The sequence below is a fragment of the Sphingomonas sp. MMS24-J45 genome, from assembly GCF_044881195.1.
Classification (GTDB): domain Bacteria; phylum Pseudomonadota; class Alphaproteobacteria; order Sphingomonadales; family Sphingomonadaceae; genus Sphingomonas.
Map to the genome: position 1 here is coordinate 2922907 of NZ_CP173255.1, position 25631 is coordinate 2948537.

At 65.5% G+C, this 25631-nt stretch carries 27 protein-coding genes and 1 tRNA gene; 14 read left to right on the forward strand and 14 right to left on the reverse strand.

Annotated elements, in window-relative coordinates:
• Positions 1-24: 24 nt before the first annotated feature.
• From AB5I39_RS14180 to AB5I39_RS14190, 3 genes are all read right to left on the reverse strand, one after another.
• Positions 25-2622 (reverse strand): MMPL family transporter, encoded by a 2598-nt coding sequence (locus AB5I39_RS14180; RefSeq protein WP_404368139.1) that lies wholly within the window; start codon positions 2620-2622, stop codon positions 25-27.
• On the reverse strand, positions 2619-3107 hold the full coding sequence (locus AB5I39_RS14185; RefSeq protein WP_404368142.1) for a DUF2141 domain-containing protein: 489 nt from the start codon (positions 3105-3107) through the stop codon (positions 2619-2621). Before AB5I39_RS14185 ends, AB5I39_RS14180 begins: the two co-directional genes overlap by 4 nt.
• Positions 3108-3215: 108 nt before the next feature.
• Positions 3216-4016 carry a hypothetical protein gene (locus AB5I39_RS14190; RefSeq protein ID WP_404368145.1) on the reverse strand — a complete coding sequence of 267 codons (801 nt, stop codon included), beginning with the start codon at positions 4014-4016 and terminating at the stop codon, positions 3216-3218.
• A 158-nt stretch (positions 4017-4174) separates the two neighbouring features.
• Between AB5I39_RS14190 and AB5I39_RS14195 the strand changes: the two genes are divergently transcribed.
• The 8 genes from AB5I39_RS14195 (at position 4175) to AB5I39_RS14230 (ending at position 11031) form a co-directional block, all read left to right on the forward strand.
• Positions 4175-4855 (forward strand): DUF4129 domain-containing protein, encoded by a 681-nt coding sequence (locus AB5I39_RS14195; RefSeq protein WP_404368147.1) that lies wholly within the window; start codon positions 4175-4177, stop codon positions 4853-4855.
• Entirely contained in the window at positions 4852-6072 is a 1221-nt protein-coding gene (locus tag AB5I39_RS14200; RefSeq protein ID WP_404368150.1) for a DUF4350 domain-containing protein, read from the forward strand. Before AB5I39_RS14195 ends, AB5I39_RS14200 begins: the two co-directional genes overlap by 4 nt.
• Positions 6069-7025, forward strand: a complete 957-nt coding sequence (locus AB5I39_RS14205) for an AAA family ATPase (protein ID WP_404368153.1) — start codon at positions 6069-6071, stop codon at positions 7023-7025. The genes AB5I39_RS14200 and AB5I39_RS14205 overlap by 4 nt, the downstream gene beginning before the upstream one ends.
• Positions 7026-7173: 148 nt before the next feature.
• Positions 7174-8484, forward strand: a complete 1311-nt coding sequence (locus AB5I39_RS14210; protein WP_404368156.1) for a DUF58 domain-containing protein — start codon at positions 7174-7176, stop codon at positions 8482-8484.
• Between the two features lie 32 nt (positions 8485-8516).
• Positions 8517-9509, forward strand: a complete 993-nt coding sequence (locus AB5I39_RS14215) for a stage II sporulation protein M (RefSeq protein ID WP_404374171.1) — start codon at positions 8517-8519, stop codon at positions 9507-9509.
• A complete protein-coding gene (locus AB5I39_RS14220; protein WP_404368158.1) occupies positions 9490-10359 on the forward strand; it encodes an RDD family protein in 870 nt (289 codons plus the stop codon). Before AB5I39_RS14215 ends, AB5I39_RS14220 begins: the two co-directional genes overlap by 20 nt.
• Before the next feature lie 28 nt (positions 10360-10387).
• Positions 10388-10738 carry an arsenate reductase gene (locus AB5I39_RS14225; protein ID WP_404368161.1) on the forward strand — a complete coding sequence of 117 codons (351 nt, stop codon included), beginning with the start codon at positions 10388-10390 and terminating at the stop codon, positions 10736-10738.
• Positions 10739-10749: 11 nt separating this feature from the next.
• Positions 10750-11031 carry a DUF427 domain-containing protein gene (locus AB5I39_RS14230; RefSeq protein WP_404368164.1) on the forward strand — a complete coding sequence of 94 codons (282 nt, stop codon included), beginning with the start codon at positions 10750-10752 and terminating at the stop codon, positions 11029-11031.
• Positions 11032-11039: 8 nt separating this feature from the next.
• Here AB5I39_RS14230 and AB5I39_RS14235 read toward each other — a convergent pair.
• Positions 11040-11116: transfer RNA gene (locus tag AB5I39_RS14235), tRNA-Arg, on the reverse strand.
• An 82-nt stretch (positions 11117-11198) separates the two neighbouring features.
• Between AB5I39_RS14235 and AB5I39_RS14240 the strand changes: the two genes are divergently transcribed.
• Positions 11199-11963, forward strand: a complete 765-nt coding sequence (locus AB5I39_RS14240; protein ID WP_404368167.1) for a queuosine precursor transporter — start codon at positions 11199-11201, stop codon at positions 11961-11963.
• Here AB5I39_RS14240 and purQ read toward each other — a convergent pair.
• The 6 genes from purQ to AB5I39_RS14270 form a co-directional block, all read right to left on the reverse strand.
• Positions 11960-12628, reverse strand: coding sequence for a phosphoribosylformylglycinamidine synthase subunit PurQ (purQ, locus tag AB5I39_RS14245; protein ID WP_404368170.1), 669 nt, complete (start codon positions 12626-12628; stop codon positions 11960-11962). The genes AB5I39_RS14240 and purQ overlap by 4 nt on opposite strands.
• Positions 12625-12855: a phosphoribosylformylglycinamidine synthase subunit PurS gene (purS, locus tag AB5I39_RS14250; RefSeq protein ID WP_404368173.1), complete on the reverse strand. Its 231-nt coding sequence runs from the start codon at positions 12853-12855 to the stop codon at positions 12625-12627. Before purS ends, purQ begins: the two co-directional genes overlap by 4 nt.
• A gap of 90 nt (positions 12856-12945) precedes the next feature.
• On the reverse strand, positions 12946-13725 hold the full coding sequence (purC, locus tag AB5I39_RS14255) for a phosphoribosylaminoimidazolesuccinocarboxamide synthase (RefSeq protein WP_404368176.1): 780 nt from the start codon (positions 13723-13725) through the stop codon (positions 12946-12948).
• Between the two features lie 123 nt (positions 13726-13848).
• On the reverse strand, positions 13849-15063 hold the full coding sequence (gene kynU, locus AB5I39_RS14260; protein ID WP_404368179.1) for a kynureninase: 1215 nt from the start codon (positions 15061-15063) through the stop codon (positions 13849-13851).
• The gene (locus tag AB5I39_RS14265) at positions 15060-15926 is read right to left on the reverse strand and encodes an alpha/beta hydrolase (protein WP_404368182.1); all 867 of its coding nucleotides are present in this window, start codon (positions 15924-15926) and stop codon (positions 15060-15062) included. The genes kynU and AB5I39_RS14265 overlap by 4 nt, the downstream gene beginning before the upstream one ends.
• 129 nt (positions 15927-16055) lie before the next feature.
• Positions 16056-16409, reverse strand: a complete 354-nt coding sequence (locus tag AB5I39_RS14270; protein WP_404368184.1) for a UrcA family protein — start codon at positions 16407-16409, stop codon at positions 16056-16058.
• Between the two features lie 115 nt (positions 16410-16524).
• Here AB5I39_RS14270 and gcvA point away from each other — a divergent pair, with 115 nt between their 5' ends.
• The 3 genes from gcvA (at position 16525) to AB5I39_RS14285 (ending at position 21580) form a co-directional block, all read left to right on the forward strand.
• Positions 16525-17457, forward strand: a complete 933-nt coding sequence (gene gcvA, locus AB5I39_RS14275; protein ID WP_404368187.1) for a transcriptional regulator GcvA — start codon at positions 16525-16527, stop codon at positions 17455-17457.
• Between the two features lie 39 nt (positions 17458-17496).
• Positions 17497-19743 carry a DNA topoisomerase IV subunit A gene (gene parC, locus AB5I39_RS14280; protein WP_404368190.1) on the forward strand — a complete coding sequence of 749 codons (2247 nt, stop codon included), beginning with the start codon at positions 17497-17499 and terminating at the stop codon, positions 19741-19743.
• 97 nt (positions 19744-19840) lie between these two features.
• Positions 19841-21580: a putative bifunctional diguanylate cyclase/phosphodiesterase gene (locus AB5I39_RS14285; RefSeq protein ID WP_404368192.1), complete on the forward strand. Its 1740-nt coding sequence runs from the start codon at positions 19841-19843 to the stop codon at positions 21578-21580.
• Here the strand turns inward: AB5I39_RS14285 and AB5I39_RS14290 are convergent.
• Genes AB5I39_RS14290 through AB5I39_RS14305 form a run of 4 tightly spaced genes read right to left on the reverse strand, consistent with a single transcriptional unit; the run spans position 21550 to position 24479 of the window.
• Positions 21550-22764 carry a CCA tRNA nucleotidyltransferase gene (locus AB5I39_RS14290; RefSeq protein WP_404368195.1) on the reverse strand — a complete coding sequence of 405 codons (1215 nt, stop codon included), beginning with the start codon at positions 22762-22764 and terminating at the stop codon, positions 21550-21552. The two genes, AB5I39_RS14285 and AB5I39_RS14290, sit on opposite strands and share 31 nt — an antisense overlap.
• Complete coding sequence (locus AB5I39_RS14295; RefSeq protein WP_404368197.1) at positions 22752-23351, reverse strand: CoA pyrophosphatase; 600 nt, start codon at positions 23349-23351, stop codon at positions 22752-22754. The genes AB5I39_RS14290 and AB5I39_RS14295 overlap by 13 nt, the downstream gene beginning before the upstream one ends.
• Positions 23348-23929, reverse strand: coding sequence for a DUF1285 domain-containing protein (locus AB5I39_RS14300; RefSeq protein WP_404368199.1), 582 nt, complete (start codon positions 23927-23929; stop codon positions 23348-23350). The genes AB5I39_RS14295 and AB5I39_RS14300 overlap by 4 nt, the downstream gene beginning before the upstream one ends.
• 37 nt (positions 23930-23966) lie before the next feature.
• Entirely contained in the window at positions 23967-24479 is a 513-nt protein-coding gene (locus AB5I39_RS14305) for a GNAT family N-acetyltransferase (RefSeq protein ID WP_404368201.1), read from the reverse strand.
• A gap of 86 nt (positions 24480-24565) precedes the next feature.
• Here AB5I39_RS14305 and AB5I39_RS14310 point away from each other — a divergent pair, with 86 nt between their 5' ends.
• Both AB5I39_RS14310 and AB5I39_RS14315 read left to right on the forward strand, forming a co-directional pair.
• Positions 24566-25198, forward strand: a complete 633-nt coding sequence (locus AB5I39_RS14310) for a glutathione S-transferase family protein (protein WP_404368204.1) — start codon at positions 24566-24568, stop codon at positions 25196-25198.
• Positions 25199-25257: 59 nt separating this feature from the next.
• Complete coding sequence (locus AB5I39_RS14315; RefSeq protein WP_404368207.1) at positions 25258-25629, forward strand: dihydroneopterin aldolase; 372 nt, start codon at positions 25258-25260, stop codon at positions 25627-25629.
• Positions 25630-25631: the final 2 nt, after the last annotated feature.

Genomic DNA, 25631 nt, shown 5'->3' on the forward strand with positions numbered 1-25631 from the left:
GTCAACCGCTTGACCGGGTACGGGTTACGCGTCCTTTTGCTCGCGCGGCGGGCCGAGCAGGGCTGGTTCGAAGATCAGCGCGCATACCAGCGTCCAGGCGAGCGAGATCATCAGGATCTTGCCCATGCTCGCAGTACCGGGATGCTGCGACAGCCACAGGCTGCCGAACGCGCTGCCGGTCGCCAGCGCGCTGAACAGCACGGCGCGCGCCAGGCTCGATTGCAGCAAGTCGGTTGCCCCGGCGCGCCACGCCATCACGAAATAGATGTGGAACGCGACGCCCACGCCGAACAGCAAGGGGAAGGCGATGATGTTGGCGAAGTTGATCGGCTGGCCGATGAGGACGCAACTCCCCAGCGTCAGGAAGCCCGACAGAACGACGGGGGCGAGCGTGAAGGCGACCTCCTTCACGTCGCGCAGGACGAGGAAGAGCAGGCCGCTGACGAGCGCGAGCGCGATGATACCGGCCTGAACGAACGCCCAGGCCACGGTCCCGGCGGCTTCCTGCGTCGCTACGGGCAGGCCACTCGCATTGGGCGCGACCGCGCGGACCGCTTTGGTAAAGCGGCGCAGGACTGCATTGTCGTTGCTGTCACCCTTGGGGAAGACCTGCACCAGCGCGCGGCCGTCCTTGGCGACCCAGTTTCCGGCGATTTCGGGCGGGAGCGTTTCGCGCGTTACGGCTTCGGCCTGCAACGCCGCGCGGATTTGATCGAGCATCGTGCCGAGCGGGGTTACGAGCAAGGCGCTCGCGCGTTCGCGCGCGGTCGCGCTCCCTTTTGCAAGGCGATCGAAAGCGGTGGCGAGGCGTAGCGCGGTGGCGGCGGCCGGATCAGCGCTTTTTCCGGCGACGGTGCGCAGTTGTTGCGCGACGCCGGCGAGCGCTGTCGTATCCTCCGCGTCGCTCGGCGGCGGGGTGAGGTCGAACGGGTTGATCGTCGCATCGAGCAGTAGTGCGGCGTCCTGCACAACCGCCAGTTTGGCGTCCTGATCTGCCGGGACGAAGCTGTCGACCGACACGGCCTCCGCCACCTCGGGGAGCGCCGAGAGCTTCGCGGTGAGGGCGCGCGCGGCTTGCGGATTGGCGGTCAGCACGTTGATCGTGTTGGGCGTGCGCAGCGGATCGCGCATCAGGTCCATCAACGTGCGCATCGCCGGGCCGTCCTTGGCGCGCAGATGCAGTGGGTTGAAATCGAACTGGACGAGCGGGAGCAGGGCGATGCTGCCTGCCATCGACAGGCCGAACGCCCACAGCACCGCCTTGCGGTGCGTGCCGAGCCAGCGATCAAGGGGGGCGGCTTCGCGGAAGCCAACTTCGCGGCGCGGCGTTCCGGGTTTGAGGAGCATGAGCATCGCCGGGAGGACGGTGACGCTCGCCACCAGCGCGACGATCATGCCGAGCCCGGCGATAATGCCGAGTTCCGCGATCCCGATATAATCGGTCGGCAGGAATGCCCCAAAACCGAGGAATACCGCTCCCGCTGCAAGCGCGAGCGGCGCGCCAAGCGCCACGGCCGCGCGTTCCAGCGCTTCTCCGGTGGCCGCGCCGTCAAGCCGTTCTGCGTTAAACCGCACCGCGATTTGAATGCCGAAATCGACGCCCAGCCCGACGAACAGCGGGATGAAGGCAACCGATATGAGGTTGAGCGCGCCGACCGCCGCCAGCCCAAGCGCGGTCGTCACGACGAGACCCGCCACGATCGTCACCACGATCGCCGCGACAATCTTTGCCGAACGTGTGGCGAACCACAACGTGACCAGCATCGCCGCCGCCATCACCAGCCCGACGAAACCGATATTCTCCTCCAGCGTGGCGAATTCCTCGTCGGCGAGCGGCACTTCGCCGGTGGTGCGCACGGTGATGCCATGCGCCGCGTCGAGGCCGAGCGTCCTCGCCTGCGCGGTGATCGCGGCGACCGCATCCTCGCCCGGCTGCAGCGCGCCATAGTCAAGCTTGGGTTGCGCTAGGATCAGGCGGCGGCGCGGGGCAGGGGCGCCGGCACCGGGTTCGGCGAACAGTTCCTGCCACGAGAAATAGGCCGGTTTGCCCTGTGCCGAGGCATCGAGCGCATCGGCCATCGTGCGCATCGGGCGTTCGATCCGCGACAGCGGAATGTCGCCACGTTCGACCCCGGTCAGCATCGTCGACATCGCATTGGCGACGCCGCGCAGCGACGGGTCGCTGGCGAGGGGGCCGAGGAGCGGTTGCGCGTCGATCAGCGCCTTGGTCGAAGCGCGGACCTCGGCGGGCGACCCGAAAAGCAGCCCTTCGCGATCGAAGAACGCGCCGCCATCTGGCCGCTGCACGCTGCGGAAATGCGTGGTGTCGGCGGCGAGGGCAGCGGAGAGCTTGGCGGTCGCCGCCTCGGCCAGTTCGGCCGTCTTGCCATCGACCACCACCAGCAGCACGTCGCGCAATTGCGGGAAGGCGGTCTCGACCGCTTTCTCATTCTTGCGCCACTCGATTTCCGGAGAGATCAGGGCGGCGGTATCGGTGGTCATCGCGAAATGGCTGGCGGCAAACAAAGTCGCGCCCGCTGTCAGCGCCAGGCACGCAGCCAGCACCGCGATGGGCCGTCGCACGCCCAGCGCGACGAAGTGTTGAAGCAACCGGGCGATCACTTGGCCGTGGTCGCCGTCGGCGCGTCCGGCCCCATAAAGTAGCGCAGTCGCAGGCGGATCGTGCGCTCACGCCCGTCGTAATCGAAGAACGCTTCTTCCCACTTCGGCGGGCCGAGGCGGATCTTGGCATCATTGGAGAAGCCGACGCCTTCCTTGGGCACGCCGAACAGCGCGCGATCGACCTTGCCATTGCCGTTCTGGTCGTAAAACACCTGCGCGGCATAGCGGCCGGGCTTCAGGCCGGTCAGCGTCACGATCGACTGGCCGACCCGCGCCGGGGCATCGGCGGCAATAGGGCAATCCTTCAGGAATTGCTGTTGCGTGCAGATGTCGACGTGCACGCGTCCGGTACGATCCCGCACATTGTCGACCGCGACGTGAAGCACACCGTCCGACGACTGCCCCGCCGCCACTGCCAGGAGCGGGAGCGGAAGCAGCCAAAGGCGGGAGAGAGAACCGCGCGCGGCGGTGGCGAGACGAATCATGCGGGGCCTTTAGACCGATTTAGGGCCGGATTGGAACAACCGGCACCAAGAGGGATGGGCGCGCGCTTTCGCGGATGAGCGCTGAACCCGGCATGAAGGCGAAACGGTTCAGCCGAAAATCTGATCCAGCGTAGCGGTGGCGGGGCCGTCCTTCCAATCGCGCAGTTCCACGTACAACGACGTCTGGATCGCAGCGGCGATGGCGATCGACAGCGTGTTGAACACCGCCGACAATAACGTCGGAAGAAGCGACGGACCCGCCGTCTGCTGCGCCGCGGCGAGGTTCTGAATGCCGCCCGCTGCAAAGATCGCGACGATCCCCGCAACCGCGATGATCGCGTACAGCGCCAGCAGCAGGATCAGCTGCAAGCCGAAGATGTTCCAGCGCGCGCCCTTGGTCAGCTGTGAACTGCGACCCATCGCAGCGAAGATTCCGCTATCCTCCGCCACCAATACCGGGGCCGCAACCGACCACATCACGTAGAGGATGATGCCCGGCACGATCAGCAACAGCGTGGCAAAACCAATCGCGAGCCCCATCAGGATGACGAGGACGAACAGCGGCACGATCTTGCGCAGCCCGGCCAGTGCCGCATCGGCGAAAGCGACCGGCGCGCCATCGCTATGCGCCACGGTCACGCGCACCAGCGCGCCTTGCGCCAGGATCGAAAAGGCGATCGACAGCAGACCGGCGACCACGGAGAACAGCACGGTGGCGGCGCTGAACGGCGCTTCGGTGGAGGGGCGCACACCTTGCAGGCCGAAATTGAGCAGCAGGCCAGGCAAGGCACCAAACAGGAAGGAAATGCCGAACATCAGCGCCGGATGCGCGCCGATCGTTCCAAACGCCCGACCGAATACGCGTCCAATCGACATGTGGCTATCCGCCACTTCTGCACTGCTTGCCATGATCGCCCCCCGGTCTTTCGGATGCGGAGTGTGGTTGGGCAGCGCCGGGCTGTCCAGCGCATTTTGGCGATTGCGTCACCCCTGACTTGCTTTAATCTCAGTTTGCTAGCGCCACATGCTGCAGGGGATATTCACGTGAGCGGGGGACAGCGCAGCAGGTGGCGACTGCCACTGACCGGTTCACCGCCGCCCATGCCGCGCTCAAGGCCGATCCGACCGTGCAGTTCACGCTGCAACGCGCGCCGCCCCGGCCGCCGACGCCCGAATGGTTGCTGCAATTGGGGCGGTGGCTCCGCCAAGCGCTGCGCCCCGTCGGCCGGTTTTTTCGATGGATCGACGGCTTTATGCCGGACTGGCCGTTCGCGCGCATCTTCCTGTGGGGTCTGATCGCGATCGTCGTCGCGCTGATCCTGTGGGGGGTGTATCAGCGGGTCCGGCATGGCGAATGGCGGCTGCCGACGCGTCTGCGCCGAGCGGCGGTTGCCGTTCCGGCGGAAGAGGAGGCGTGGACGCCCGAAGATGCGCCGGCACGCGAATGGCTGCGCGAGGCCGACGCGATGGCTGCGGCGGGCCGCTATGCCGAGGCGGTGCATCATCTGCTGTTCCGATCGATCGACGACATTGCGCGCCGTCGCCCGCGGCTGGTGCGCCCGGCGCTGACCAGTCGGGAACTGAGCGCCTCCGAAGCCCTGCCGCCGTCCGCGCGCGACCTGTTCGCCGGGATCGCGCGGCTGGTCGAGCGCAGCCTGTTCGGCGGTCGTCCGGTCGATGCGCAGGATTGGGCTGGTGCGCGGGCGGCGTATAGCGATTTCGCGCTGCCGGGTACGTGGCGCGCATGAGCGATCTCGCGATCGGGGCATCATCGGGGGCGAAGGGGGAGGGCGCTTTTACGACCCGCACGGTCGCGATTCTGATCGCGGTCGGCATCGCCACGTTCGCCGCCATGCTCGTGCTCGGGGCCTATGCGCCCGATCTGCGGTCCGGTCGCAATGGCGGCGCACATGCGCTGTCGAATGCCGCAGTCGGCTATAGCGGGATCGTGCGACTGGCCGCGGCAACCGGCCGCAATCCGCAAATCGTGCGCAATCCGCGCTTGCTCGACACGGAGGATCTCGTCGTGCTGACGCCTGAGGCGGGCGCGACCGACATGACCAAGGTGCTGCAGGCGCGGCAGGGCAAGCCGACTTTGGTGATCCTGCCGAAATGGCAGACGGTCCCCGATCCCACCCATGCCGGGTGGGCGCGCTTCGTCGATATGAGGAGCGCGTTCGAGGCCGATCAGGTGCTGGCGCCGGCATATAAGCTCAAGACCCGGCGTTTTTCGAGCGGGGGGCGGCCGTTGGTGTCCTTGTCGTGGATGCCAGCCACAGTGCGGTTTCGCGGGCCAAAGCCGGTGCAGACGATCAGCGGGGCGAAGCTGCAGCCGATCATCACGGACGATCAGGGGCATATCGTGCTGGGTCAGATCGGACCGCACCCATTCTTCGTGCTGGCAGACCCGGACCTTCTGTCAAACATCGGGATGCGCGATGCCGACCAAGCGCGCGCGGCGCTCGAACTGCTCGATTTTCTCAATTCGGCCGGGGCGAAGTCGGTCTATTTCGACGTGACGCTGAACGGCTTTGGACACGCACCGAGCCCGCTGAAGCTGGCGTTCCAACCCCCGTTCCTGGCGATGACGCTGGCCTTGGCGATCGCGGTGCTGCTGGCGGGCGTGCAAGCGACCGCGCGTTTTGGCGCGACGCGACAGCGCGCGCGGGCGATCGCGTTCGGCAAGACCGCATTGATCGACAATACCGCGGCGCTGGTGCGCAAGGCCGGGCGACATCGCGCGCTGGGGCCGCGCTATGCCGATCTGGTCCGCGAGCGGGCGAAAGGCGTGTTCGGGGTGCCGGCGCGGCTGCGCGATCAGGGGCTCGATCGCTATCTTGATGCGCTTGGCGGCCGCGCGCGCTTTACCGAACTGGCCGAACAGGCGCGGGCCGCCACCGATCCGCGCGCAATGCTGCAAGCGGCGCAAGCGCTGCACACTTGGTTATGGGAGAAGTCACGGTGACCGTAGAAGACGTCAAGGCGCTCGCCGAGGATATTCGTGGCGAAATTGGCAAGGCGGTGGTCGGGCAAGAGGCAACGGTCGACATTCTGCTGGTCGCCTTGTTCGCGGGCGGCCACGTGCTGCTCGAAGGCCCGCCGGGCACCGCCAAGACGCTGCTCGCGCGGAGTTTCGCGCGCGTGATAGGGCTCGATTTCGGGCGCATCCAGTTCACCCCAGATCTAATGCCGGGCGACATTATCGGCGCGAACCTGTTCAACTTCCAGACCAGCACCTTCACGCTGACGCGCGGGCCAATCTTCACCGATCTGCTGCTCGCCGACGAAATCAACCGCACGCCCCCCAAGACGCAAGCCGCGCTGCTTGAGGCGATGCAGGAGCGGACCGTGACGATCGACGGCGAAAGCCTGGCGCTGGGCGATCGCTTCATGGTGGTGGCGACGCAGAACCCGATCGAGCAGCAAGGCGTCTATCCGCTGCCCGAGGCACAGCTCGACCGCTTCCTGTTCAAGCAGACGGTCGATTATCCGAGTGCGGCGGAGGAGCGCCGCATCATCGCCGCGCATGGGGCGCACGGCAATGCGATGGTGCCAGAGGATTGGGGAGTCGAAACGATCGCCAATGCCGCCGTCATCGGCGAGGCGATTGCCACCGTCGCGCAGGTGCGGCTGGTCGATGAAGTGATCGATTATATCGCTGCGCTGATCCGCGGCACGCGCGACGTCGCCGATCTGGAAAGCGGTGCCAGCCCGCGTGCGGGCGCGATGCTGGCGGGTGCAGCGCGGGCGCGGGCGGCGCTCGACGGGCGCGATTTCGTCATTCCCGACGATGTAAAAGCGCTGGCACCCGCACTCCTGCGCCATCGCCTGATCCTGTCACCCGCCGCCGAGATCGACGGTCGCGCGATCGAGGATGTGGTGACGAGCATTATCGAAACGATCGAAGCGCCGCGGTGATCGGTTTTTCCGTTTCTCCTTCCAGCTTACGCGCTTCCCCGGCGAAGGCCGGGGTCCAGTTGCGCTGTCTTTTTTTGGATAGCGCAGCTTTCGACAATACCTGCCTCGCAACTGGGCCCCGGCCTTCGCCGGGGAGGCGGTTGCGGGCATGATCTACCCCACCCGAACGGCAGTGCTGGCCGCGGCCGCGGGGGCGCCTTTTGCCCTGTTGGTCGGCGTGGCGCTGCCCGATCGCTGGTATGTCGGTCTCGCCTGGCCGGTCGCGGTGCTGGCGCTGACGCTCTTCGATGCGCTGAGCGGGGTGGGGCGGGGCAATGTCAGGCTCGCGCTGCCGCCGACGGCTCCGGTGGGCGCGACGATCGACGCCACTTTGAGCGTCGTGATCGATGGCGCGCGGCCGCCGGCCAGCGCGGAAGTGGCGATCGGCGCGAGCCCGCTGCTTGAGGTCGAGAATGACGGTCGCGCCTGGGTATCGCTGTCGGGCGGGCGCGGAGCGGTGTTGCTGCCGGTGACGACGCTCAGGCGCGGGACGGCGCGGATCGAGACATTGTGGCTGCGCTGGCGCGGGAGCCTCGGGCTGGCGTGGCATCAGCGCACGATCGCGACCGACGCTGCGCTGCCGATCCTGCCCGACATCCGCATGGTCCACGAACGCGGCGCCCAAATCTTCCAGCGGCATGCACTGCAAGGGCTGTTGACGCAGATCGACCGCGGCGATGGCACCGATTTCGATGCGCTGGTCGAGTTTCGCTCAGGGATGGACCGCCGCGCGCTCGATTGGAAACAATCGGCGCGGCACAGCAAGCTGCACGCCAAGGAATTCCGCACCGAGCGCAACAACCAGATCGTCTTCGCGGTCGATGCCGGGCGGCAAATGTCGGAGCCGGTCGCGGGTTTGCCGCGCGTCGATCGCGCCGTCTCCGCGATGCTGCTGACGGCATGGATCGCGCTCAAGCTCGGCGACCGGGTGGCGCTCCACGCGTTCGATTCGCGCCCGCGCATCGCCAGCGGCCTGGTGTCAGGGGTACCGGCTTTCGCCAGCCTCCAGCGTCTCGCCGCACAGATCGATTATAGCGGTGAGGAGACCAATTACACCTTCGCGCTGACGTCGCTGGCGACGCGGCTGACGCGGCGCTCGATGATCGTGCTTTTCACCGAATTCACCGATCTGACCTCGGCCGATTTCATGGTGCGCGCCGCCGCACGGATCGTGAACACGCATTTGCTGCTTGTCGTGGTGCTGCGCGACGAAGAGGTCGAACAGATCGCCGATCGTGTGCCCGAGACGCTCGAGGATGTGACGCGCGCGGTCACTGCGGCCGCGCTGCTGCGCGATCGCAAGCTGGTGCTGACGCGGCTCCAGCATCTTGGCGTACACGTGATCGAAAGCGAACATGACCGCGTCGGCGAGCGGCTGGTGCAGGGCTATGTCGATTTGAAGCGGAGGAATTTGCTGTGAGCGCGAATGCCGCCCTTTCCCCGCCGCAGCCGATGCTGGTCAATGCGAGCCGATTCCGGTCAGCACATTCGGCCGAGTGGGAGCGGCTCGAACGGCTGGTCAGCCGAATCGAAAAGCGATCGATCCGCGCGCTGGACGACGAGGATCTGCTGGCCCTGCCGCTGCTCTACCGATCGGCGCTATCGTCGCTGTCGGTTGCGCGGGAGACGTCGCTCGACCGATCGTTGATCCTGTATCTCGAACAGCTTTGCACCCGCGCTTATTTTCAGATCTACGGCGTGCCCACTTCGGCGCTCGGCCAATTATGGGGCTTTTTTGCGCGGAGCTGGCCAGCAGCAATGCAGGCGCTGTGGCGCGAGACGCTGGTTTCGTTCCTGCTGACGGTCGCGGCGGTGATCGTCGGCTATATGCTGGTGCGGAGCGATCCGGCCTGGTTCTTCGGCATCGTTGGCGACGGGCTGGCGCAGGGGCGCGATCCGTCCGCCTCGGTCGAAACGCTACGCGCAACGATCTATGGGACGCACAAGGATGGGCTGGCGACCTTCGCGGCCTATCTCTTCACGCATAATGCGCAGATCGCGATCTTCGCCTTCGCGCTGGGCTTCGCCTTCGCCGTGCCGACGGCGTTGCTGATCGTTTATAACGGGCTGATGCTGGGCGCTTTCATGGCGGTGTTCGTACCCAAGGGGCTGGGGTTCAACTTCACCGGCTGGATCATGATCCACGGCACGACCGAGCTGTTCGCGATCATCATCGCGGGCGCGGCGGGCTTCCGCATCGGCACCGCCATCGCCTTTCCCGGGCGGCAGTCGCGCAGCGATTCGGCGGTTCAGGCCGGGCGGACGGCGGCCACCGCGATGGGCGGCGCCGTCGTCATGCTGATGGTCGCGGGGATGCTGGAGGGCGTTGGTCGGCAGATCGTACTCGACGATCTCAGCCGCTACGGCATCGGGCTGACGATGCTGCTCGCCTGGCTGCTCTATTTCTACGTGCCGAGGAGCCGTCATGGCGTGGTTCCGGCGTAATCGCGAGAATAAGCGGCCTAAGGGCCCGCTGGCGCTGCGCCGCACCTTTGTCACGCCCGAGGGAGTCGATCTGCAGATCGAGCTCGGCGGCGCGGGCGAGCGTGTCGGGGCCTTTGCGATCGACGCCTTCATCATGGTGACGGTGCTGATTATCGCCACGATCGCAATCGCCTTCCTGTTCGTGGCGAGCAGTGCCGAGGCGCTGGCGATCCTGTGGCTGATCGGCTTCTTCGTGTTGCGCAACGGCTGGTTCGTGCTGTTCGAAATGGGCGGACGCGGGGCCACGCCGGGGAAGCGCATCATGGGCCTGCGCGTCGTGGCGCGCGACGGCGCACGGCTGACCGGCGGGGCGGTGATCACCCGCAATGCGATGCGCGAGATCGAGGTTTTCCTGCCGCTCAGTTTCCTCGCAGCGCAATCGGCTGAGGGGCTGGCCGACAGTTTCCTCACGATCTTCGCCTTGTGCTGGAGCGGGATTTTCCTGTTCTTCCCGCTGTTCAACCGCGATCGGCTGCGCATCGGCGATCTGCTGGCGGGCACTTGGGTGGTGCGGACGCGGCGCGGCGCGCTCGGATCGGATCTGGTCACCCCCGTTACGCGCGAGCGTCGCGTGTTCAGCGAAGCCGCGCTCAGCCTGTACGGCGTCTATGAGCTGCAAACGCTCGAAGAGGTGTTGCGCAGCGGTCGCGATGACGCGATCGCCACCGTGGCGGCGACGATCCGGCGCAAGGCCGGGCTGCCGGACGATCCCGACGATCGCGAATTCTTGAGCGACTATTACGCGGCGCTGTGCGCGCGGTTGGAGCGGGGTTTGATGGTTGGCCGTCGTCGCGCGGACAAGTACGCCTGATCTTACTGCACTGATTGATGAGGTTCGAATGACGGTTACGCTCTACGGCATTCCCAATTGCGACACGGTAAAGAAGGCGCGGACCTGGTTTGCCGCGCAGGGGATCGACTACGCCTTCCATGATTACAAGAAAGCCGGGGTCGATGAGGCCGCGCTGCGCCGCTGGGTTGATCGGCGGGGGTGGGAGGTCGTGCTCAACCGCGCCGGCACGACGTTCCGCACGCTGCCCGATGCCGACAAGGCCGATCTGAATGCCGAGAAGGCGATCGCGATCATGCTCGCCAACCCGTCGACCATAAAACGCCCGGTGGTGGAATCGGGCGACGTGCTGCTGGCGGGGTTCAAGCCGGATACCTATCTCGCGGCCTTCAACCGCTAGGAGACACGATTATGCCGACCGCACGCTGGAACGGAGCAGTCCTTGCCCAATCGGACGACACGGTGGTCGTGGAGGGCAATCACTATTTTCCTGCCGACAGCATCGTCGCCGAGCATTTCGAGGCCAGCGCAACGCATTCACATTGCCCGTGGAAAGGCGAGGCGAGCTACAAGACGATCGTCGTCGACGGCAAGCGGAACCCGGACGCCGCCTGGTACTATCCCGATCCCAAGCCCAAGGCAGCGGAGATCAGGGGCCGCTTCGCGTTCTGGAAGGGCGTGACGGTCGAGTAAGCGGAGATTGGCGCGCCCGGAGGGAGTCGAACCCCCGACCGAGGAGGTAGAAGCTCCTTGCTCTATCCAACTGAGCTACGGGCGCGCACCGACACCGCCCTTAGCCCGGATTGCGGCGCGGCGAAACCGGCTTCATAACGTTGTCGGGGCAGCGACATAGGGGCAGCATGGACGGTTTACAGACGATCGACGCACGCGAAACGGCGGGCCGCGAATTCCGCTATTTCGATTTCGTTATGGTGGCGTTCGTCGTCATCCTGTTGCTGTCCAACGTGATCGGGGCGGGGAAGCCTGCGGTGGTCGATCTGCCCTTTATCGGGCCGTGGCCGTTCGGGGCGGGGATCCTGTTCTTTCCGCTCAGCTATCTGATCGGCGACATCCTGACCGAAGTGTATGGCTATGCCCGCGCCCGGCGCTGCGTGTGGGCGGGGTTCGCCGCGCTGATCTTCATGGCGGTGATGGAGCAGGTGGTCGTCGCGCTGCCCCCTGCATCGGGTTGGACCGGTCAATCGTCCTACGAATATGTTTTCGGCAAATCGATTTTCGTTAGCCCCGAGGCGGCGACTGGTCTGCGCATCATCCTCGCCTCGCTGACTGCCTTCTGGGTCGGGGAATTCGCCAACAGTTTCGTGCTCGCCAAGCTGAAGATTCTGACCCAGGGACGGATGCTGTGGACCCGCACCATCGGCAGCACGGCGGTGGCGCAAGGGTTCGACAGCCTGATTTTCTACCCGCTGGCCTTCTACGGCATGACTGATTGGCCCGCGTCGCAGATCGGCCGGGTGATGCTCAGTCAGTTCGTGCTTAAGGTGTCGTGGGAGGTGCTGCTGACCCCCGTGACCTATGCCGTCGTCAATTTCCTGAAGCGGCGCGAGGGCGTAGACGTTTACGACCGGGGGACGGATTTTTCGCCGTTCAAGGCGCGGGTCTAGACGCCGGCAAGCTCGAACATTCCCTCGAACAGACGACGCCCGTCCGTGCCGCCATGCGCCGCCTCAATCCGGCGTTCGGGGTGGGGCATCATGCCGAGCACATTGCCGCCCGCGTTGAGGATGCCTGCGATGTTGCGGGCGCTGCCGTTGACCGCATCGGCGTAGCGGAACGCGACGCGGCCGTCGCCTTCCAGCCGGTCGAGAGTTTCTGCATCGGCATTGTAATTGCCGTCATGATGCGCGACCGGGATGACGATCCGTTCCCCGGCGCCATAGCGGCTGGTGAAGGTGCTATGCGCATTCTCGACCGTCAGCGGCACTTCGCGACATACGAAGTCCAGGCCGGCATTGCGCATGAGCGCTCCCGGCAGCAGCCCGGCCTCGGTCAACACCTGAAACCCGTTGCAGATGCCGAGCACCGGCACGCCGCGCTCAGCCGCCGCCGTCACTGCGCGCATGATCGGCGATCGCGCCCCGATCGCGCCGGAGCGCAGATAATCGCCGTACGAAAAGCCGCCGGGCAGAGCGATCAGCCCGATTCCGTCGGGAAGATCGGTGTCGGCATGCCATACCATCGTCGGCGCGGTGCCGCTCACGTCGCGCAGCGCGGTGGCAATGTCGCGGTCGCAATTGGAGCCGGGGAAGACGATGACGGCCGTCTTCATGCCCGTTCGACCCGGTAGTTTTCGATCACGGTGTTGGCGAGCAGCTTGCGGCACATCTCGTCGATCTGGTCGTCGGCGAGGTCATCGGCGACGTCAAGTTCGAACAATTTGCCCGCGCGCACGTCGTTGACGCCGGCAAAGCCGAGGCCGCCCAGCGCCTTGTGGATCGCGCGGCCCTGCGGATCGAGCACGCCGGGTTTCAGCGTGACGAAAATGCGGAGCTTCATGGGCGTATCCTGCTTGCTGGCGATTTGCGCAGCCTATGGCCTTGTGCGCCGCCGCTCGCAAGCCTCACGTCAGCAATGCCGGGCGAGACCTTACTTGCCCTTGCTCAACCGGTGCTTTTCGAGATCGAGCACCGCGCCGTCAGCACCCTCCGGCAGCAAGCCCAGCCGTCGCGCGACCTCCTGATAGGCCTCGACCTCGCCGCCCATGTCGCGGCGGAAGCGATCCTTGTCGAGCTTCTCGTTGGTCTGGATGTCCCACAGGCGGCACCCGTCCGGGCTGATCTCGTCGGCCAGGATGATGCGCGGATAATCATTGTCCCACACGCGCCCGAATTCGAGCTTGAAGTCGATCAGGCGAATGCCGATCCCGGCGAACAGGCCGCACAGGAAATCATTCACACGAATGGCGAGGTCAGCGATGTCGTGCATCTCCTCTTGGCCCGCCCAGCCGAACGCCGCGATATGTTCGTCGGTGATCATCGGATCGCCGAGCGCGTCATCCTTATAATAATATTCGATGATCGTGCGGGGAAGTTGCGTGCCTTCCTCGATCCCGAGTTGCGTCGAAATCGAGCCGGCGGCGACGTTGCGGACGACGACTTCGATCGGGATGATCTCGACCTGGCGGATCAACTGCTCGCGCATGTTGAGGCGGCGGATGAAGTGCGTCGGCACGCCGATCGTCCCGAGCAGCGTGAAGATGTGCTCGGAAATCCGGTTGTTGAGCACGCCCTTGCCGCTGATCGTGCCCTTTTTCTGGGCGTTGAAGGCGGTCGCGTCGTCCTTGAAATACTGGATCAGCGTGCCGGGCTCCGGACCCTCATAGAGGATCTTGGCCTTGCCTTCGTAAATCTGGCGGCGACGTGCCATGTGTGCAGCTACCCTTGGAAAAAGAGTGGCCCCGGCAACGCGGGTGAGACGCGGGCCGGGGCGCTAGGGCTTCGGCTATATCGAAAGCGGGAGGGGGGTGCAATCAGCTTGGGTGGTGGCCGGTCAGGTTACCGCGTTGCGCTTGGAAAACTCCGGGTCGGCATAAGCCTTCGTCGCGAGGACCTCCCCCAGGATTTCGCCCGCGCGCCAGACATCCTCGTAACCGAGATACAGCGGCGTCAGGCCGAAGCGGACGATGTCAGGGTCGCGGAAATCGCCGATGACGCCGCGCGCGATCAGTGCCTGGCACAGCGCGTAAGCCTCCGGGTGGCGGAAGGAGATATGGCTTCCGCGCTCGTCCGGAATGGCGGGGGAAACGCATTCGAGGCCCAGTTCCGCGCCGATTGCGGCGAGCATGTCGAATAAGGCGGTGCTCTTCGCTGCGACCTGGGCGCGATCGATGTCGAGCCACAGATCGACCCCGGCCTCGAGTCCGGCCATCGCCAGCATCGGCGGCGTTCCGGCGAGCCAGCGGGTCATGCCGGGGGCGGGGGTATAGGCATCGGCAAATTCGAAAGGCGCGGCGTGGCCCATCCAGCCGGAGAGCGGGCTGGCGAGCCCGTCCTGAAGCGCGCGCGACACGAACAGGAAGGCGGGCGCGCCGGGGCCGCCATTCAGATATTTGTAGCCGCAACCAACCGCGAGATCGGCCCCGGCACCGTTGAGATCGACCTCGATCGCCCCGACGCTGTGACTCAGATCCCACAGTGCCAGCGCCCCGGCGTCATGCGCGAGGGCTGTCCAACGCGTCATGTCGTAGCGTTCGCCGGTCTTGTAATGGACGTGAGTCAGCAGCGTGACCGCCGTGTCGTGGTCGATAGCTTCGGCAAGGTTGTCACGCGCCACAGCGTTCAATCGCGCACCGGGAACGCAGTCGACCGCGCCTTCGGCGATGTGCAGATCGGTCGGGAAATTGCCCGTCTCGCTGACGATCGTGCGGCGTTTGGGATCATGGCGTAGGGCGCCGACCAGCAGTTTGAACAGGTTGACCGAGGTCGAATCGGCGACGATCACTTCGTCAGGGTGCGCACCGATGAGGGAAGCGATCTTGCCGCCGATGCGCTGTGGCGCGTCGATCCAGCCTTCGTTCCAGCTCCGGATCAGCCGATCGCCCCATTGCCGTTGCGCCATGTCGGCAAGCGCGTTGGCGGTGGCGCGCGGCAGGGGCCCGAGCGAGTTGCCGTCGAGATAGATCACGCCCTCCGGCAGCGCAAAGCGGTCGCGATAGGGACGGAGTGGATCGGCGGCGTCGCGGGCGCGGGCTTCGTCGCGGGTCATCGTCCAGCCAACGCGGTCTGGATGATGTGTTTCGCCTGCGCCCAGGCGGCGCTTTCCGGTGCGATCAGTTCGACATGGCCGGTTCGATCGACGATGTGCAGCGCGACGCGGTCGCCCTTGGCGCGGGCTTGCGCTTCATAGCCGGTGCCGAGGCGCAAGGGGATGATCTTGTCCTCACGCCCGTTGACCAGATCCTGTCGGACGCCGAGCGGCAGCAGGCGTGTTACCGAGGTATCGCCATAGACATCGATGCGGCTGCCGGGCTTGCCGACAAGCTGCGCGACCACATCGGTGCCGCAGCCATTGTCGGGGCTGGCGGCGGCTGCCTCAAGATCGGGCAGGCCGCCGAGGCTGATCGCGCGCGCGATCTTGAGCGGATTGGCCGTATAGAGCGGGCTGCCGCGCGCGATCCGGGGACGAGCGGCCAGCCACAAAGCGAGGTGTCCGCCCGCGGAATGGCCGACCGCTACGATGCGCTTCGTGTCGAGGCGAAATTCCGTCGCGTGTTTGAGCAGCGCATCCGCCGCCGCAGCTGCGTCGCGGAACGTACCGGGATAACCGCCGCCGGGCCGATCGACCCCGCGATACTCGATGTTCCACACAGCGATCCCGCTCTTGCGCAGATCATCGGCGATCCAGTTCATCAGGCTGCGATCGGCGATGCTGGTCGTCCAGCATCCGCCGTGAACCATCAGCACGACGGGATGCTGGCCGAGGCCGATCGGTAGCCAGACATCGGCCTTTTGCAGCGCGTCCTCGCCATAAGAGATGGTGGCGTCCGGCTTGGGCTGCGGGCGCTTGGTCAGATCCGGCCACTTCAGCGGCGTGAAGCTGGGCGGTGTGGCGGCCGGGAGCGAAGTCATGCCGATAGACAAGGCCAGCAGTGCGATCGACACAAGCCGGAGCGGGATGAGATGAAGCATGGCGCTTGCATAGTCGATCGACGCGGCTGGCCCAAATACCGAACTGCAATGACAAGCTAAGCTTTTCGATCAATCAGCGCTGCTTATCGGTCGGCGAGGTGGCGTGATGAGGGCTGTATCTTGGGAAGCCGATCGGGCCGCGGCGTTAGCGAGCAGCTGTGCGCGCTTTGCCGCCACTTGCGCGGTCGCGGCGCGGAGGCAGCGGATTTCCTGCAGCCGCTTGGACAGGCCGAGTTGCTGATCCTCTGCGCACAGGGCGTTCAACGTGGCCTTGATGCGGCGGTCCAGCTCGGCCTTACCCGCGTCGCGGGTCAGATCGAGATCGGCGTAAGGGATGCGGGCGGGGTGCGGAATATCGCGCTCGGACGCGGCCAACGGCGCGGACACCGACAGCACGGCCAAGGTGAAGAGCAACTTCGACATGGGGCATATCCTTGCAATCGAGGAATATTTGGCGCTGCGGCACCACTGCACCCGGCAAAGTCGTTACGCCAACAAATCGTTTCCCATAATATACAAGCCGGACTTATAAGAGCGCGTGCGCAACCTTCCGCCCCTTGCCGCCGTTCGCGTGTTCGAGGCCGCTGCGCGGCACGGTAATTTCACGCGCGCCGCCGAGGAACTCGGCATGACGCAGGCGGCGGTCAGCTATCAGATGAAGCTGCTGGAGGAGCGACTCGGCGCGCCGTTGTTCATGCGGTCAGGGCGGGGCATCGTGCTCACCGAAGCGGGCGGCCGCGCCGCGCCCCATATCACCCGCGCGTTCGACGCGATCGATGCCGCCTTCGGATCGGTGCGCGCCGATGATGCTGCGGTGCTGACGATCTCCACCTTCAATAGCGTCGCCAATGCTTGGCTGGCGTGGCGGCTGGGCGGGTTTCAGATGGAGCATCCAGCGATGGCGGTGCGGCTGACGACGTCGGACGCGGTGGTGTCGTTCGCCTCGGAGGATGTCGATGTCGCGATTCGCTCCGGTGTCGGCGGCTGGCCCGATCTCGTCGCGCACCGGCTGTTCCCAATGGATTTCACCCCGATGTGCAGCCCGGATTTCCTGGCGCAACACGGCCCGTTGACGCCGCACGCGCTGGTCGATTTGCCGCTGATCGATCGGCAGAAACGGCGCTGGAAAATCTGGTTCGATCAGGCCCGGGTGCCCGCCCCGGCGCAGGTGCCGCACGCCGGGATACGGCTCGATACCGAGGCGAATGAGGGACATGCCGCAATGGCTGGCCAGGGGGTTGCGCTACTGACTGCGTTTCTGTGGCATCATGATGTCGCACAAGGGCGGCTGGTGCGCCCGTTCGATCAGGTGTCCGAACGCGGAAGCTGGTGCTGGCTGGTCTATCCCGAACGGCGGCGGAACGTGGCGAAGATCCGGCAGTTTCGCGACTGGCTGCTGGCGGAGGTCGCGCGCAACGCGGCGCCGACGCCGATTGGGGTGCGGCGCGATTCGGATGTTGCCCAAGCGTAAGGATAGACGCGCCCGCCTGCCGCCTGCTACCGAAATGCCATGCCGACCGACCTGACCGATCCGTTCCAAGCCATCGTCGATGCCCCGTTCGATAGTGCGCTGTCCGACCGCTATCTCGTCTATGCGCTGTCGACGATCACGGCGCGGTCGCTGCCCGATGTGCGCGACGGGATGAAGCCGGTGCATCGCCGCCTGCTGTGGGCGATGCGGCAGCTGCGGATGGACCCGACGACGCCGTACAAGAAATCGGCGCGCGTCGTGGGCGAGGTGATCGGCAAGTATCACCCGCATGGCGACGCCTCGGTCTATGACGCGATGGTCCGGCTCGCACAGGATTTTTCGGTGCGCTATCCGTTGGTCGAGGGGCAGGGCAATTTCGGCAATATCGACGGCGATAACGCCGCCGCCTTCCGCTATACCGAGGCGCGGCTGACGCAGGTCGCAATGGATTTGATGGCGGGGCTCGACGAGGACGCCGTCGGCTTCAAACCCACCTATAATAATGAGGAGCAGGAACCCGAGCTCTTCCCCGGAGCCTTCCCCAACCTGCTAGCGAATGGTGCGGCGGGAATCGCGGTCGGCATGGCCACGAACATCCCGCCGCACAATGCCGCCGAACTGTACGACGCGGCGATCCTGCTGATCGACCAGCCCGAAGCGAGCGACGCGGCGCTGCTCGAGCATGTCAAAGGCCCAGATTTTCCGACCGGCGGCCTGGTCGTCGATAGCCCGGCGGCGATTGCCGAAGCTTATGCCACCGGGCGCGGCGGGTTCCGGTTGCGCGCGCGCTGGCATGTCGAGGATCAGGGGCGCGGCACGTGGAACGCCGTCGTCACGGAAATTCCGTACGGGATCCAGAAGGGTAAATTGATCGAGCAGATCGCGGCGATCATCAACGACAAGAAACTCCCCATTCTGGCGGATATTCGCGACGAATCGGACAGTGAAATCCGCATCGTGATCGAACCGCGTAGCCGCACGGTCGATGCCCACATGCTGATGGAAAGCCTGTTCCGGATGACCGATCTGGAAGTGCGCTTCAGTCTCAACCTCAACGTGCTGGATGCGACCCGCACGCCGCGCGTGATGAGCCTGCGGCAGGCGCTGTCGGAGTGGATCGCGCATCAGTTCATCGTGCTGCAACGGCGTACCGCGCATCGGCTATCCAAGATCGCCGACCGGATCGAACTGCTCGACGGCTACATCGTCGCCTATCTTAACCTTGATCGCGTGATCGAGATCATCCGCACCGAGGATGAGCCAAAGCCGGTGATGATGGCCGAGTTTGAGCTCAACGACCGTCAGACTGAGGCGATCCTCAACATGCGGCTGCGCAGCTTGCGGCGGCTTGAGGAGATGGAACTGCGCAAGGAGCGGGACACGCTTGAGGCCGAGCGTACCGGATTGGAGGCGCTTCTTGGCAGCGAGGCGCGGCAGCGTACGCGGCTGAAGAAGGATTTCGCCAAGTTGCGCGAGCGCTATGGTCCCGAGACCGCGCTCGGCAAGCGGCGTACAACGGTGGCGGAGGCGGCCCCGGCGCGCGAAATCCCGCTCGATGCGATGATCGAGCGCGAGCCGATCACGGTGATCCTGTCGCAACGCGGCTGGATCCGCGCGATGAAGGGGCATCTCGATGCCGCCGGGCTTGCCGCGCTGAAGTTCAAGGATGGCGACGCTGCGCTGTTCGATCTGACTGCGCAGACCACCGACAAGATCGTGATCGCGGCCGAAAACGGGCGATTTTATACGCTTGGTGCCGATAAACTGCCCGGTGGGCGCGGTTTTGGCGAACCGGTGCGATTGATGATCGATCTTGACGGCGATGTGGGCATCGTCGGCGTATTCCGCGCGAGCGTGGCGGAGAAAATGCTGGTCGCGGCAAGCGACGGGCGCGGGTTTATCGTGCGTACGGCCGACGTGTTGGCAGAGACGCGCAAGGGCAAGACGGTGGTGACGCCCAAGCTCGGCGCGAAACTGAAGATCGTGCGCCCGGTTGATCCCGAAGCGGATTATGTCGCCGCGATCGGCGACAATCGGCGGTTGCTGGTGTTTCCGCTCACCGAACTCGCCGAACTGTCGCGCGGACAGGGGGTGCAACTGATGCGCTTCCGCGACGGGGGCCTGTCGGATGCGAAGACGTTCGTCTTTGCGCAAGGATTGAGCTGGGCGATGGGCGGCGATACCGGCCGCACCCGTACCGAGACCGATCTCGCGCCGTGGCGTGCCGCACGCGGGGCGGCGGGTCGGATGCCGCCAAACGGTTTCCCGCGCGACAATCGCTTCTGACGAGCGTTCGCGGCAGGTTTTGACAGTGCCACTGCAAGTACCTGAAAAATCGATGTGTTGACCGGGTTCTTAACAATTCGGCGCTATGGTTTGGGAAATGGCGCTCAAGTCGCATCCTCGCCTGAACCCCTTTACTGCCGCGCGCGCGTCGGCGGAGGTCGACGCGCAAGCGGCCGCGGTCTTCGCTGCCGCGAGCGCGATCAACCTGCTGCCGGTGCCGGCCGCTCTGGTCCAGCTGTCTGAAAGCGCGAGCGAAACCGACGCGAAACCGGCCGTGTCCGTTGTCACAACGAATCGGGCCCACGATATTGCTGGATTAGGCGGCGGAGAGCGGCGGCGTTCGCTGATCGCGCAGATCGAGGACCGGATCGTCGCCTTCGTGCAAGGTGATTCGCTGCGCGCCGAATTTCACGTGGATTACGGTGACGCGGTCGAATGCCGTCATTACCAGGCGACGCTCGCTCGGTTGACGCGCAACCCCGAACAGCGCTGCATGTTGGTGCTGGTCGATCAGACCGCAGAATTGCGCACCGAGCACAATTTGCGCCGCGAAATGCTGACCGACAGCCTGACCGGCCTGCCCAATCGCGCTGGCTTCAGCGATCGGCTGGAGACGTTGCTGGCCGATCCGGCGCTGCGGGCGCGCTATGCCGTGCTGGTGGTCGATCTCGACCGGTTCAGCCGCGTCAACGCTTGTCTCGGATCGATGACCGGGGACGAACTGCTCATCACCGTCGCGCGCCGATTGAAGGGCGCGCTTCGAGCACAGGACGTGCTGGCGCGCACGGGGGGTGACGAATTTGGCATCCTGCTGACGCTGGACGATGGCGTGGGCGATGCGGAACAGGTCGCGCGGCGCATCCAGTCGGCGCTGGCAACGCCGTTCCGTCTCTCCGATTTCGAGATTCGCGTGGCGTGTTCGATCGGCATCGCGTTCGGGTCGCCGGAGATCGACGATAGCGAAGAGTTGATCCGGCACGCCCAATTCGCGGTCAAGCGTTCGAAAAGCACCGGCAAGACCGAGGCCTATCAGACGCAGGCGTTCGACATCGCACGCGAACAATTCGGCATGGAGACCGCGCTGCGGCGTGCGATCGAGCGCGGGCAGATGCGGCTGACCTATCAACCGATCGTCGATCTTTCGACCGGGCGGCTGGTGGCGTTCGAATCGCTGGCGCGCTGGTGCGACGAATCGGGCGTCGAACGCTCCCCCAACACCTTCATCCCGGTTGCCGAGGAATCGGGACTGATCGTTCCGCTCGGCCGTTGGGCAATTCAGGAGGCGGCAGCCACGCTCGCGCAATGGGATGCCCGGCTTGGCGGGCATTGCGGCGTCAAGCTGGCGGTCAACCTGTCGGCGATCCAATTGCAGCGCGATTCGATCGCGCCGGTGCTACAGTCGGCGCTGGCTGCCCACCGCCTCGACGGATCGCGCTTTACGCTGGAACTGACTGAAAGCGCACTTGTCACCGATCCTGACCGCATCGCCGGAATCATGCAGGCGCTGAAGGATCTTGGCACAACGATCGCGATGGATGATTTCGGCACTGGCTATTCGAACCTTGCCTATCTGCAAAAGCTGCCGATCGACGTTTTGAAGATCGATCGCAGCTTCGTGACCGGGATGCTGTGCGACCGGGACAAGATCGCGATCGTCCGCGCGATCCTGTCACTGGCGCAGGCGCTGGGGATGCAGACGACGGCGGAGGGGATCGAGACCAACGAACTGGCGCAGACGCTGGCGGCGCTCGGCTGCACCTACGGCCAGGGCTATCTCTATGCGAAGCCGCTCGAGGCAGAGGCAGCTTATGCGATGCTGGCTGATCGCTTGAGCTGAGCGACCGCCTCGTCGGCGATTTCGCCGGCGCGGGTCGCATCGGGAAAGTCCTCCTCGATCCAGCGATCTTCGACCAGTTTCAACAGGCGCGCGACGTCCGGCCCCTTGTCCACGCCACGCGCAACGATCGCGCCGCCGGTGAGCGGGAAGGCGGGGGCGGTCCAGCGTGCGATAAAGCGGGCACCATCCAGATCCCCGGGACGAGCGATCAGCCAGCGATCAAGCGCGCGCTCCTGTCCAAGACGATAGCTCAGCGCCTCTGGGCTCGGCACGTCGGCGGTCAGCGCGGAGACGATTCGCTTGCGCTGCACAGTCGAGAGTTTCAGACGGGCGGCGACATCCTCCCCCACGACGGGGTCGCGCGGCAGGACAGTGGCGAGTCGGCGAATCGGATCGGGATCGAGACCGGCCGCAACTTCTGCTGCCGCGACACGTGCGACGGCGGCAACCCCATCGGCGGTGATCTCCGGCAGGACCGGCAGCAGGATACCGCACTCGACCATCAGCGTCAGCGTCGCGACTGCGCCTCGCGCCACCAGCAACTTGAGCATCTCCGCCGCGATCCGTTCGCGCGACAGCGCCATCAGATCGTTCGCGCGCGCCGTGCACGCCGCCAGCGCCGCGGCATCGGGCACATCGCCGAAGCGCGCGTGAAAACGGAAGAAGCGGAGGATGCGCAGATGATCCTCGGCGATGCGTTGCAGCGGATCGCCGATGAAGCGCACGCGCCCCGCCGCAAGATCGGCGCGGCCATCGAAATAATCGAAAATCTCGCCGCTCAGCGGATCGGCATAAAGCGCGTTGATCGTGAAATCGCGGCGGCTGGCATCGGCGCGCCAATCGTCCGTGAAGGCAACCGTGGCGTGTCGTCCGTCGGTGGTCACGTCGCTGCGCAATGTGGTGATCTCGACGGGATGGCCATCGCCCAGCACTGCCGTGATCGTCCCGTGGGCGATACCGGTGGGAACCGCCTTGATCCGCGCTGCGGCCAGGCGATCGATAACCTCCTCGGGGCGGTGGCGCGTCGCAATATCGACGTCGGACACCGCGATGCCGAGCAGCGTATCGCGGACCGCTCCGCCGACGAATCGCGCGTCGCCATTCGCGGCCCCAAGTGTCTCGCATAGCGCCGCCAGGCCGGACCGATCACGCCATGCGGCGTCGGGCAGAGTCAATTGCTCCATCGCAGCCGCCGCGAGAGATTGACGATCATCGCTGCCGTCGCGCCCCAGATCCGATGTTCGCCCCAGATGATCTCGTAATAATGCCGGTTGCGGCCCTGCCACTCGACGCTGGCTTCAACGTGATTGCCCGAATCGAGCAGGAAACCGAGCGGCACTTCGAACACCGCCGCAACTTCGGCGGCGGCGGGGGTGAAGACCAGATCGGGTGGGACGACGCCGATCACCGGGGTCACTTCGAACCCGGTGACGGTGCGGTAGCGATCGGCCGCACCGACCAGCGTGACGCGGTCACGCGGCAGCGCGATTTCCTCCTCCGCCTCCCGCAACGCGGCGGCAGACGGGCTGGCGTCGTCGGGATCGATTCGGCCGCCGGGAAAGGCGATCTGCCCGGCATGGCGTGACAGCGTATCGGTACGCCGCGTCAGAATGACGCCGGGTTCGGCGCGATCGGTCACCGCGACCAGCACGGCCGCTTGCGCCAAGGGGGTCGCGAGCGCGTCGAGATCGGCATGATCGCCGGTCAGCAACACCGTATCGCCGTCATGCGCCAGATCGAGCGCGTGGCGCAGCCGTTCGACCAACGTCATGCCGCAGGGCCTGTCGCAGTCGGCTCGATCGGGAAGAACTGGCCCGCGCTCCAAACGCCAGGCGGTGTGTCGTCGCCATCGATCGCGCGTTGCGCCAGCTCATAATAGACCGCACGCGCGACCACGGCATCGAGCCCGCCGCGAACGTGGAGATAGGGGCGGGGGCCGTCTTCGCCCGCCTCGAAGCGAAGCGGGTGGGCCGCATCGGCGGTGACCAGGTCGCCGGTGTTGAGCCGGAACGTGAGACTGCTGTCGCGCCCGGTGCCCGTGGCCTTCAGTTCGACCGCGACGAAGGGGGCATCCTCAACCGCGATATCGAGCTTCTCGACCGGGGTGACAAGCACATAGGAGCCATCGGGCTCGCGCCGCAGGATCGTTGAGAACAGCCGCACCATCGTCTCACGCCCGATCGGCGATCCCTGGTGATACCAGGTCCCATCGCGCGCGATGCGCATCTCGCTGTCCCCGCAATGTGTCGGATTCCAGCGCTCGATCGGCGGCAATTTGCGCTCTTCGGCAAGGCGGGCGATGTCAGCGAGCGACAAAGCGGAAAGGTCGGGGATAGGCTCCATCGGCATAGCACGCGCGGTACGGCACGGGCGGTGCGAGGTAAAGTCAGGCGATTGCCGTAATCCGCGGCCCAAGCATCCCCGCGCCCTCCGGCACCTTCGGTCCCCGCGCGAGCAAGCGGTGCCGCTCGACTGGGCCGGGAACGCGCCACGCTGCGGTGCGCGACGCGTCGAAGCCGAAGAAACGCTGATAATATTCGGGATCGCCGATGAGGGTGATGACGTCGGCGAGACCGGCTGCCTCCGCCGCCGCCAGCGCGTGCGCGGTCAGCGCGCGGCCAATGCCGCCCTGCTGCCGCGCCGGATCAACCGCAACCGGGCCGAGCTGTACCATCGGCACGTCGACGCCGTCATCGCCGGCAAAGCGAATCGGCCAGCATTGGATCGTGCCGAGCATTGCTCCATCTTCCACCGCCGCGAAGCTCAATTCAGGGATTGCCGCCATCCCGTCGCGGATGCGGTACGCCGTACGATTGTGTCGGTCGGCGCCGAACGCGCGATCGAGCAAGTGTTCGACCTGTTCGGGGTCGATCGCGGCAATCGGTACGTATTCGATCACGGGCGTTTCCTCATCCGCCATAGACCGGCGGGGCCGCGCGCTTTAGCCTGCACGCCTGCGAACGCAAGTCGAACGGAGGGGCCGCGATGAAACTCTACGATGCCGTCTGGGCCCCAAGCCCGCGCCGCGTACGACTCTATCTGGCCGAAAAAGGTATCGAGATCGAGCGGGTGATGATCGACCTGCGCACCGATGAACAGCTTGGTGACGCCTATCTGCGGGTCAATCCGCGGGGCGCTGTGCCCGCGCTCGAACTCGACTCGGGCGAGGTGATTTGCGAGTCCTCAGCGATCTGCCGCTATTTTGAGGCGCTTGGCGCACCGTCACCGTTGTTTGGCGAAACGCCGCTGGACATTGCCCGAATCGAATCGTGGACGCGCAGGATCGAGCAGGAAGGCTATGCTGCGGTCGTCTATGTCCTGCGCAACCAGCGCGAAGCGTTTCGCGATCGCGGTGTCGCGGGCAAATGGCCGGCCGTTCCGCAGATTCCTGAATTGGCGCAGCGCGGCGCGATCTTGTGGCAATCTTTTATGGGCGCGCTTGACCGGCATCTGGCCGGGCGGACTTGGATCGCCACCGAGGCGTACAGCTTTGCCGACATTTCAGCCTTGATCACGGTTGATTTTGCGAAGGCAGCGAAGCTGGCGGTCCCTGCAGGCCATGCCAACGTCCAGCGCTGGTACGAATCGGCGTCGGCGCGGGCCAGTTCGACGGCCTGACGGTTTCCCTTCCCGGCGCATCTGCTATGGCGCGCGCCCATAGCGATGGAAGGCCTGCCTTGAACGACCGATTGACGCTGAACGTGCACGACCTCGAAGTGATGGTGCTGACGGGCATTTATTCGGAGGAGACGCACCTGCCGCAGCCGCTGCGGATTTCGTTGACGGTCGATCTCGACGTGCCGCCCCGATTCGAGCCGGATACGCCGCTTAGTGCGTCGAAAAATTATTTGGACCTGAAACACGCTGCGACAACGGCATTGCCCCAAGGCGTGCATTTCACGCTGGTCGAGGCGGTGGCCGATCACATCTGCGAGACGCTGTTCCTGCAGGACAAGCGCGTTGCCCGGGTCGAGGTTTCGATCGTGAAGCTCGCCATTGCCGAGGCGGGCGAGGCGATCGGCATCACGATGGTGCGGAACCGCCGTTGAAA

Coding starts and splice junctions, on each gene's coding strand:
- AB5I39_RS14265 (WP_404368182.1), bottom strand. CDS start 15,926: ATGACTTCGCTCCCGGCCGCCACACCGCCCAGCTTCACGCCGCTGAAG.
- AB5I39_RS14290 (WP_404368195.1), bottom strand. CDS start 22,764: ATGGAGCAATTGACTCTGCCCGACGCCGCATGGCGTGATCGGTCCGGC.
- AB5I39_RS14220 (WP_404368158.1), top strand. CDS start 9,490: ATGGCGTGGTTCCGGCGTAATCGCGAGAATAAGCGGCCTAAGGGCCCG.
- AB5I39_RS14225 (WP_404368161.1), top strand. CDS start 10,388: ATGACGGTTACGCTCTACGGCATTCCCAATTGCGACACGGTAAAGAAG.
- AB5I39_RS14270 (WP_404368184.1), bottom strand. CDS start 16,409: ATGTCGAAGTTGCTCTTCACCTTGGCCGTGCTGTCGGTGTCCGCGCCG.
- purS (WP_404368173.1), bottom strand. CDS start 12,855: ATGAAGCTCCGCATTTTCGTCACGCTGAAACCCGGCGTGCTCGATCCG.
- parC (WP_404368190.1), top strand. CDS start 17,497: ATGCCGACCGACCTGACCGATCCGTTCCAAGCCATCGTCGATGCCCCG.
- AB5I39_RS14310 (WP_404368204.1), top strand. CDS start 24,566: ATGAAACTCTACGATGCCGTCTGGGCCCCAAGCCCGCGCCGCGTACGA.
- purC (WP_404368176.1), bottom strand. CDS start 13,725: ATGGCACGTCGCCGCCAGATTTACGAAGGCAAGGCCAAGATCCTCTAT.
- AB5I39_RS14190 (WP_404368145.1), bottom strand. CDS start 4,016: ATGGCAAGCAGTGCAGAAGTGGCGGATAGCCACATGTCGATTGGACGC.
- AB5I39_RS14185 (WP_404368142.1), bottom strand. CDS start 3,107: ATGATTCGTCTCGCCACCGCCGCGCGCGGTTCTCTCTCCCGCCTTTGG.
- AB5I39_RS14295 (WP_404368197.1), bottom strand. CDS start 23,351: ATGACGTTGGTCGAACGGCTGCGCCACGCGCTCGATCTGGCGCATGAC.
- AB5I39_RS14215 (WP_404374171.1), top strand. CDS start 8,517: ATGCTGGTCAATGCGAGCCGATTCCGGTCAGCACATTCGGCCGAGTGG.
- kynU (WP_404368179.1), bottom strand. CDS start 15,063: ATGACCCGCGACGAAGCCCGCGCCCGCGACGCCGCCGATCCACTCCGT.
- AB5I39_RS14230 (WP_404368164.1), top strand. CDS start 10,750: ATGCCGACCGCACGCTGGAACGGAGCAGTCCTTGCCCAATCGGACGAC.
- AB5I39_RS14200 (WP_404368150.1), top strand. CDS start 4,852: ATGAGCGATCTCGCGATCGGGGCATCATCGGGGGCGAAGGGGGAGGGC.
- AB5I39_RS14300 (WP_404368199.1), bottom strand. CDS start 23,929: ATGCCGATGGAGCCTATCCCCGACCTTTCCGCTTTGTCGCTCGCTGAC.
- purQ (WP_404368170.1), bottom strand. CDS start 12,628: ATGAAGACGGCCGTCATCGTCTTCCCCGGCTCCAATTGCGACCGCGAC.
- AB5I39_RS14240 (WP_404368167.1), top strand. CDS start 11,199: ATGGACGGTTTACAGACGATCGACGCACGCGAAACGGCGGGCCGCGAA.
- AB5I39_RS14285 (WP_404368192.1), top strand. CDS start 19,841: ATGGCGCTCAAGTCGCATCCTCGCCTGAACCCCTTTACTGCCGCGCGC.
- AB5I39_RS14210 (WP_404368156.1), top strand. CDS start 7,174: ATGATCTACCCCACCCGAACGGCAGTGCTGGCCGCGGCCGCGGGGGCG.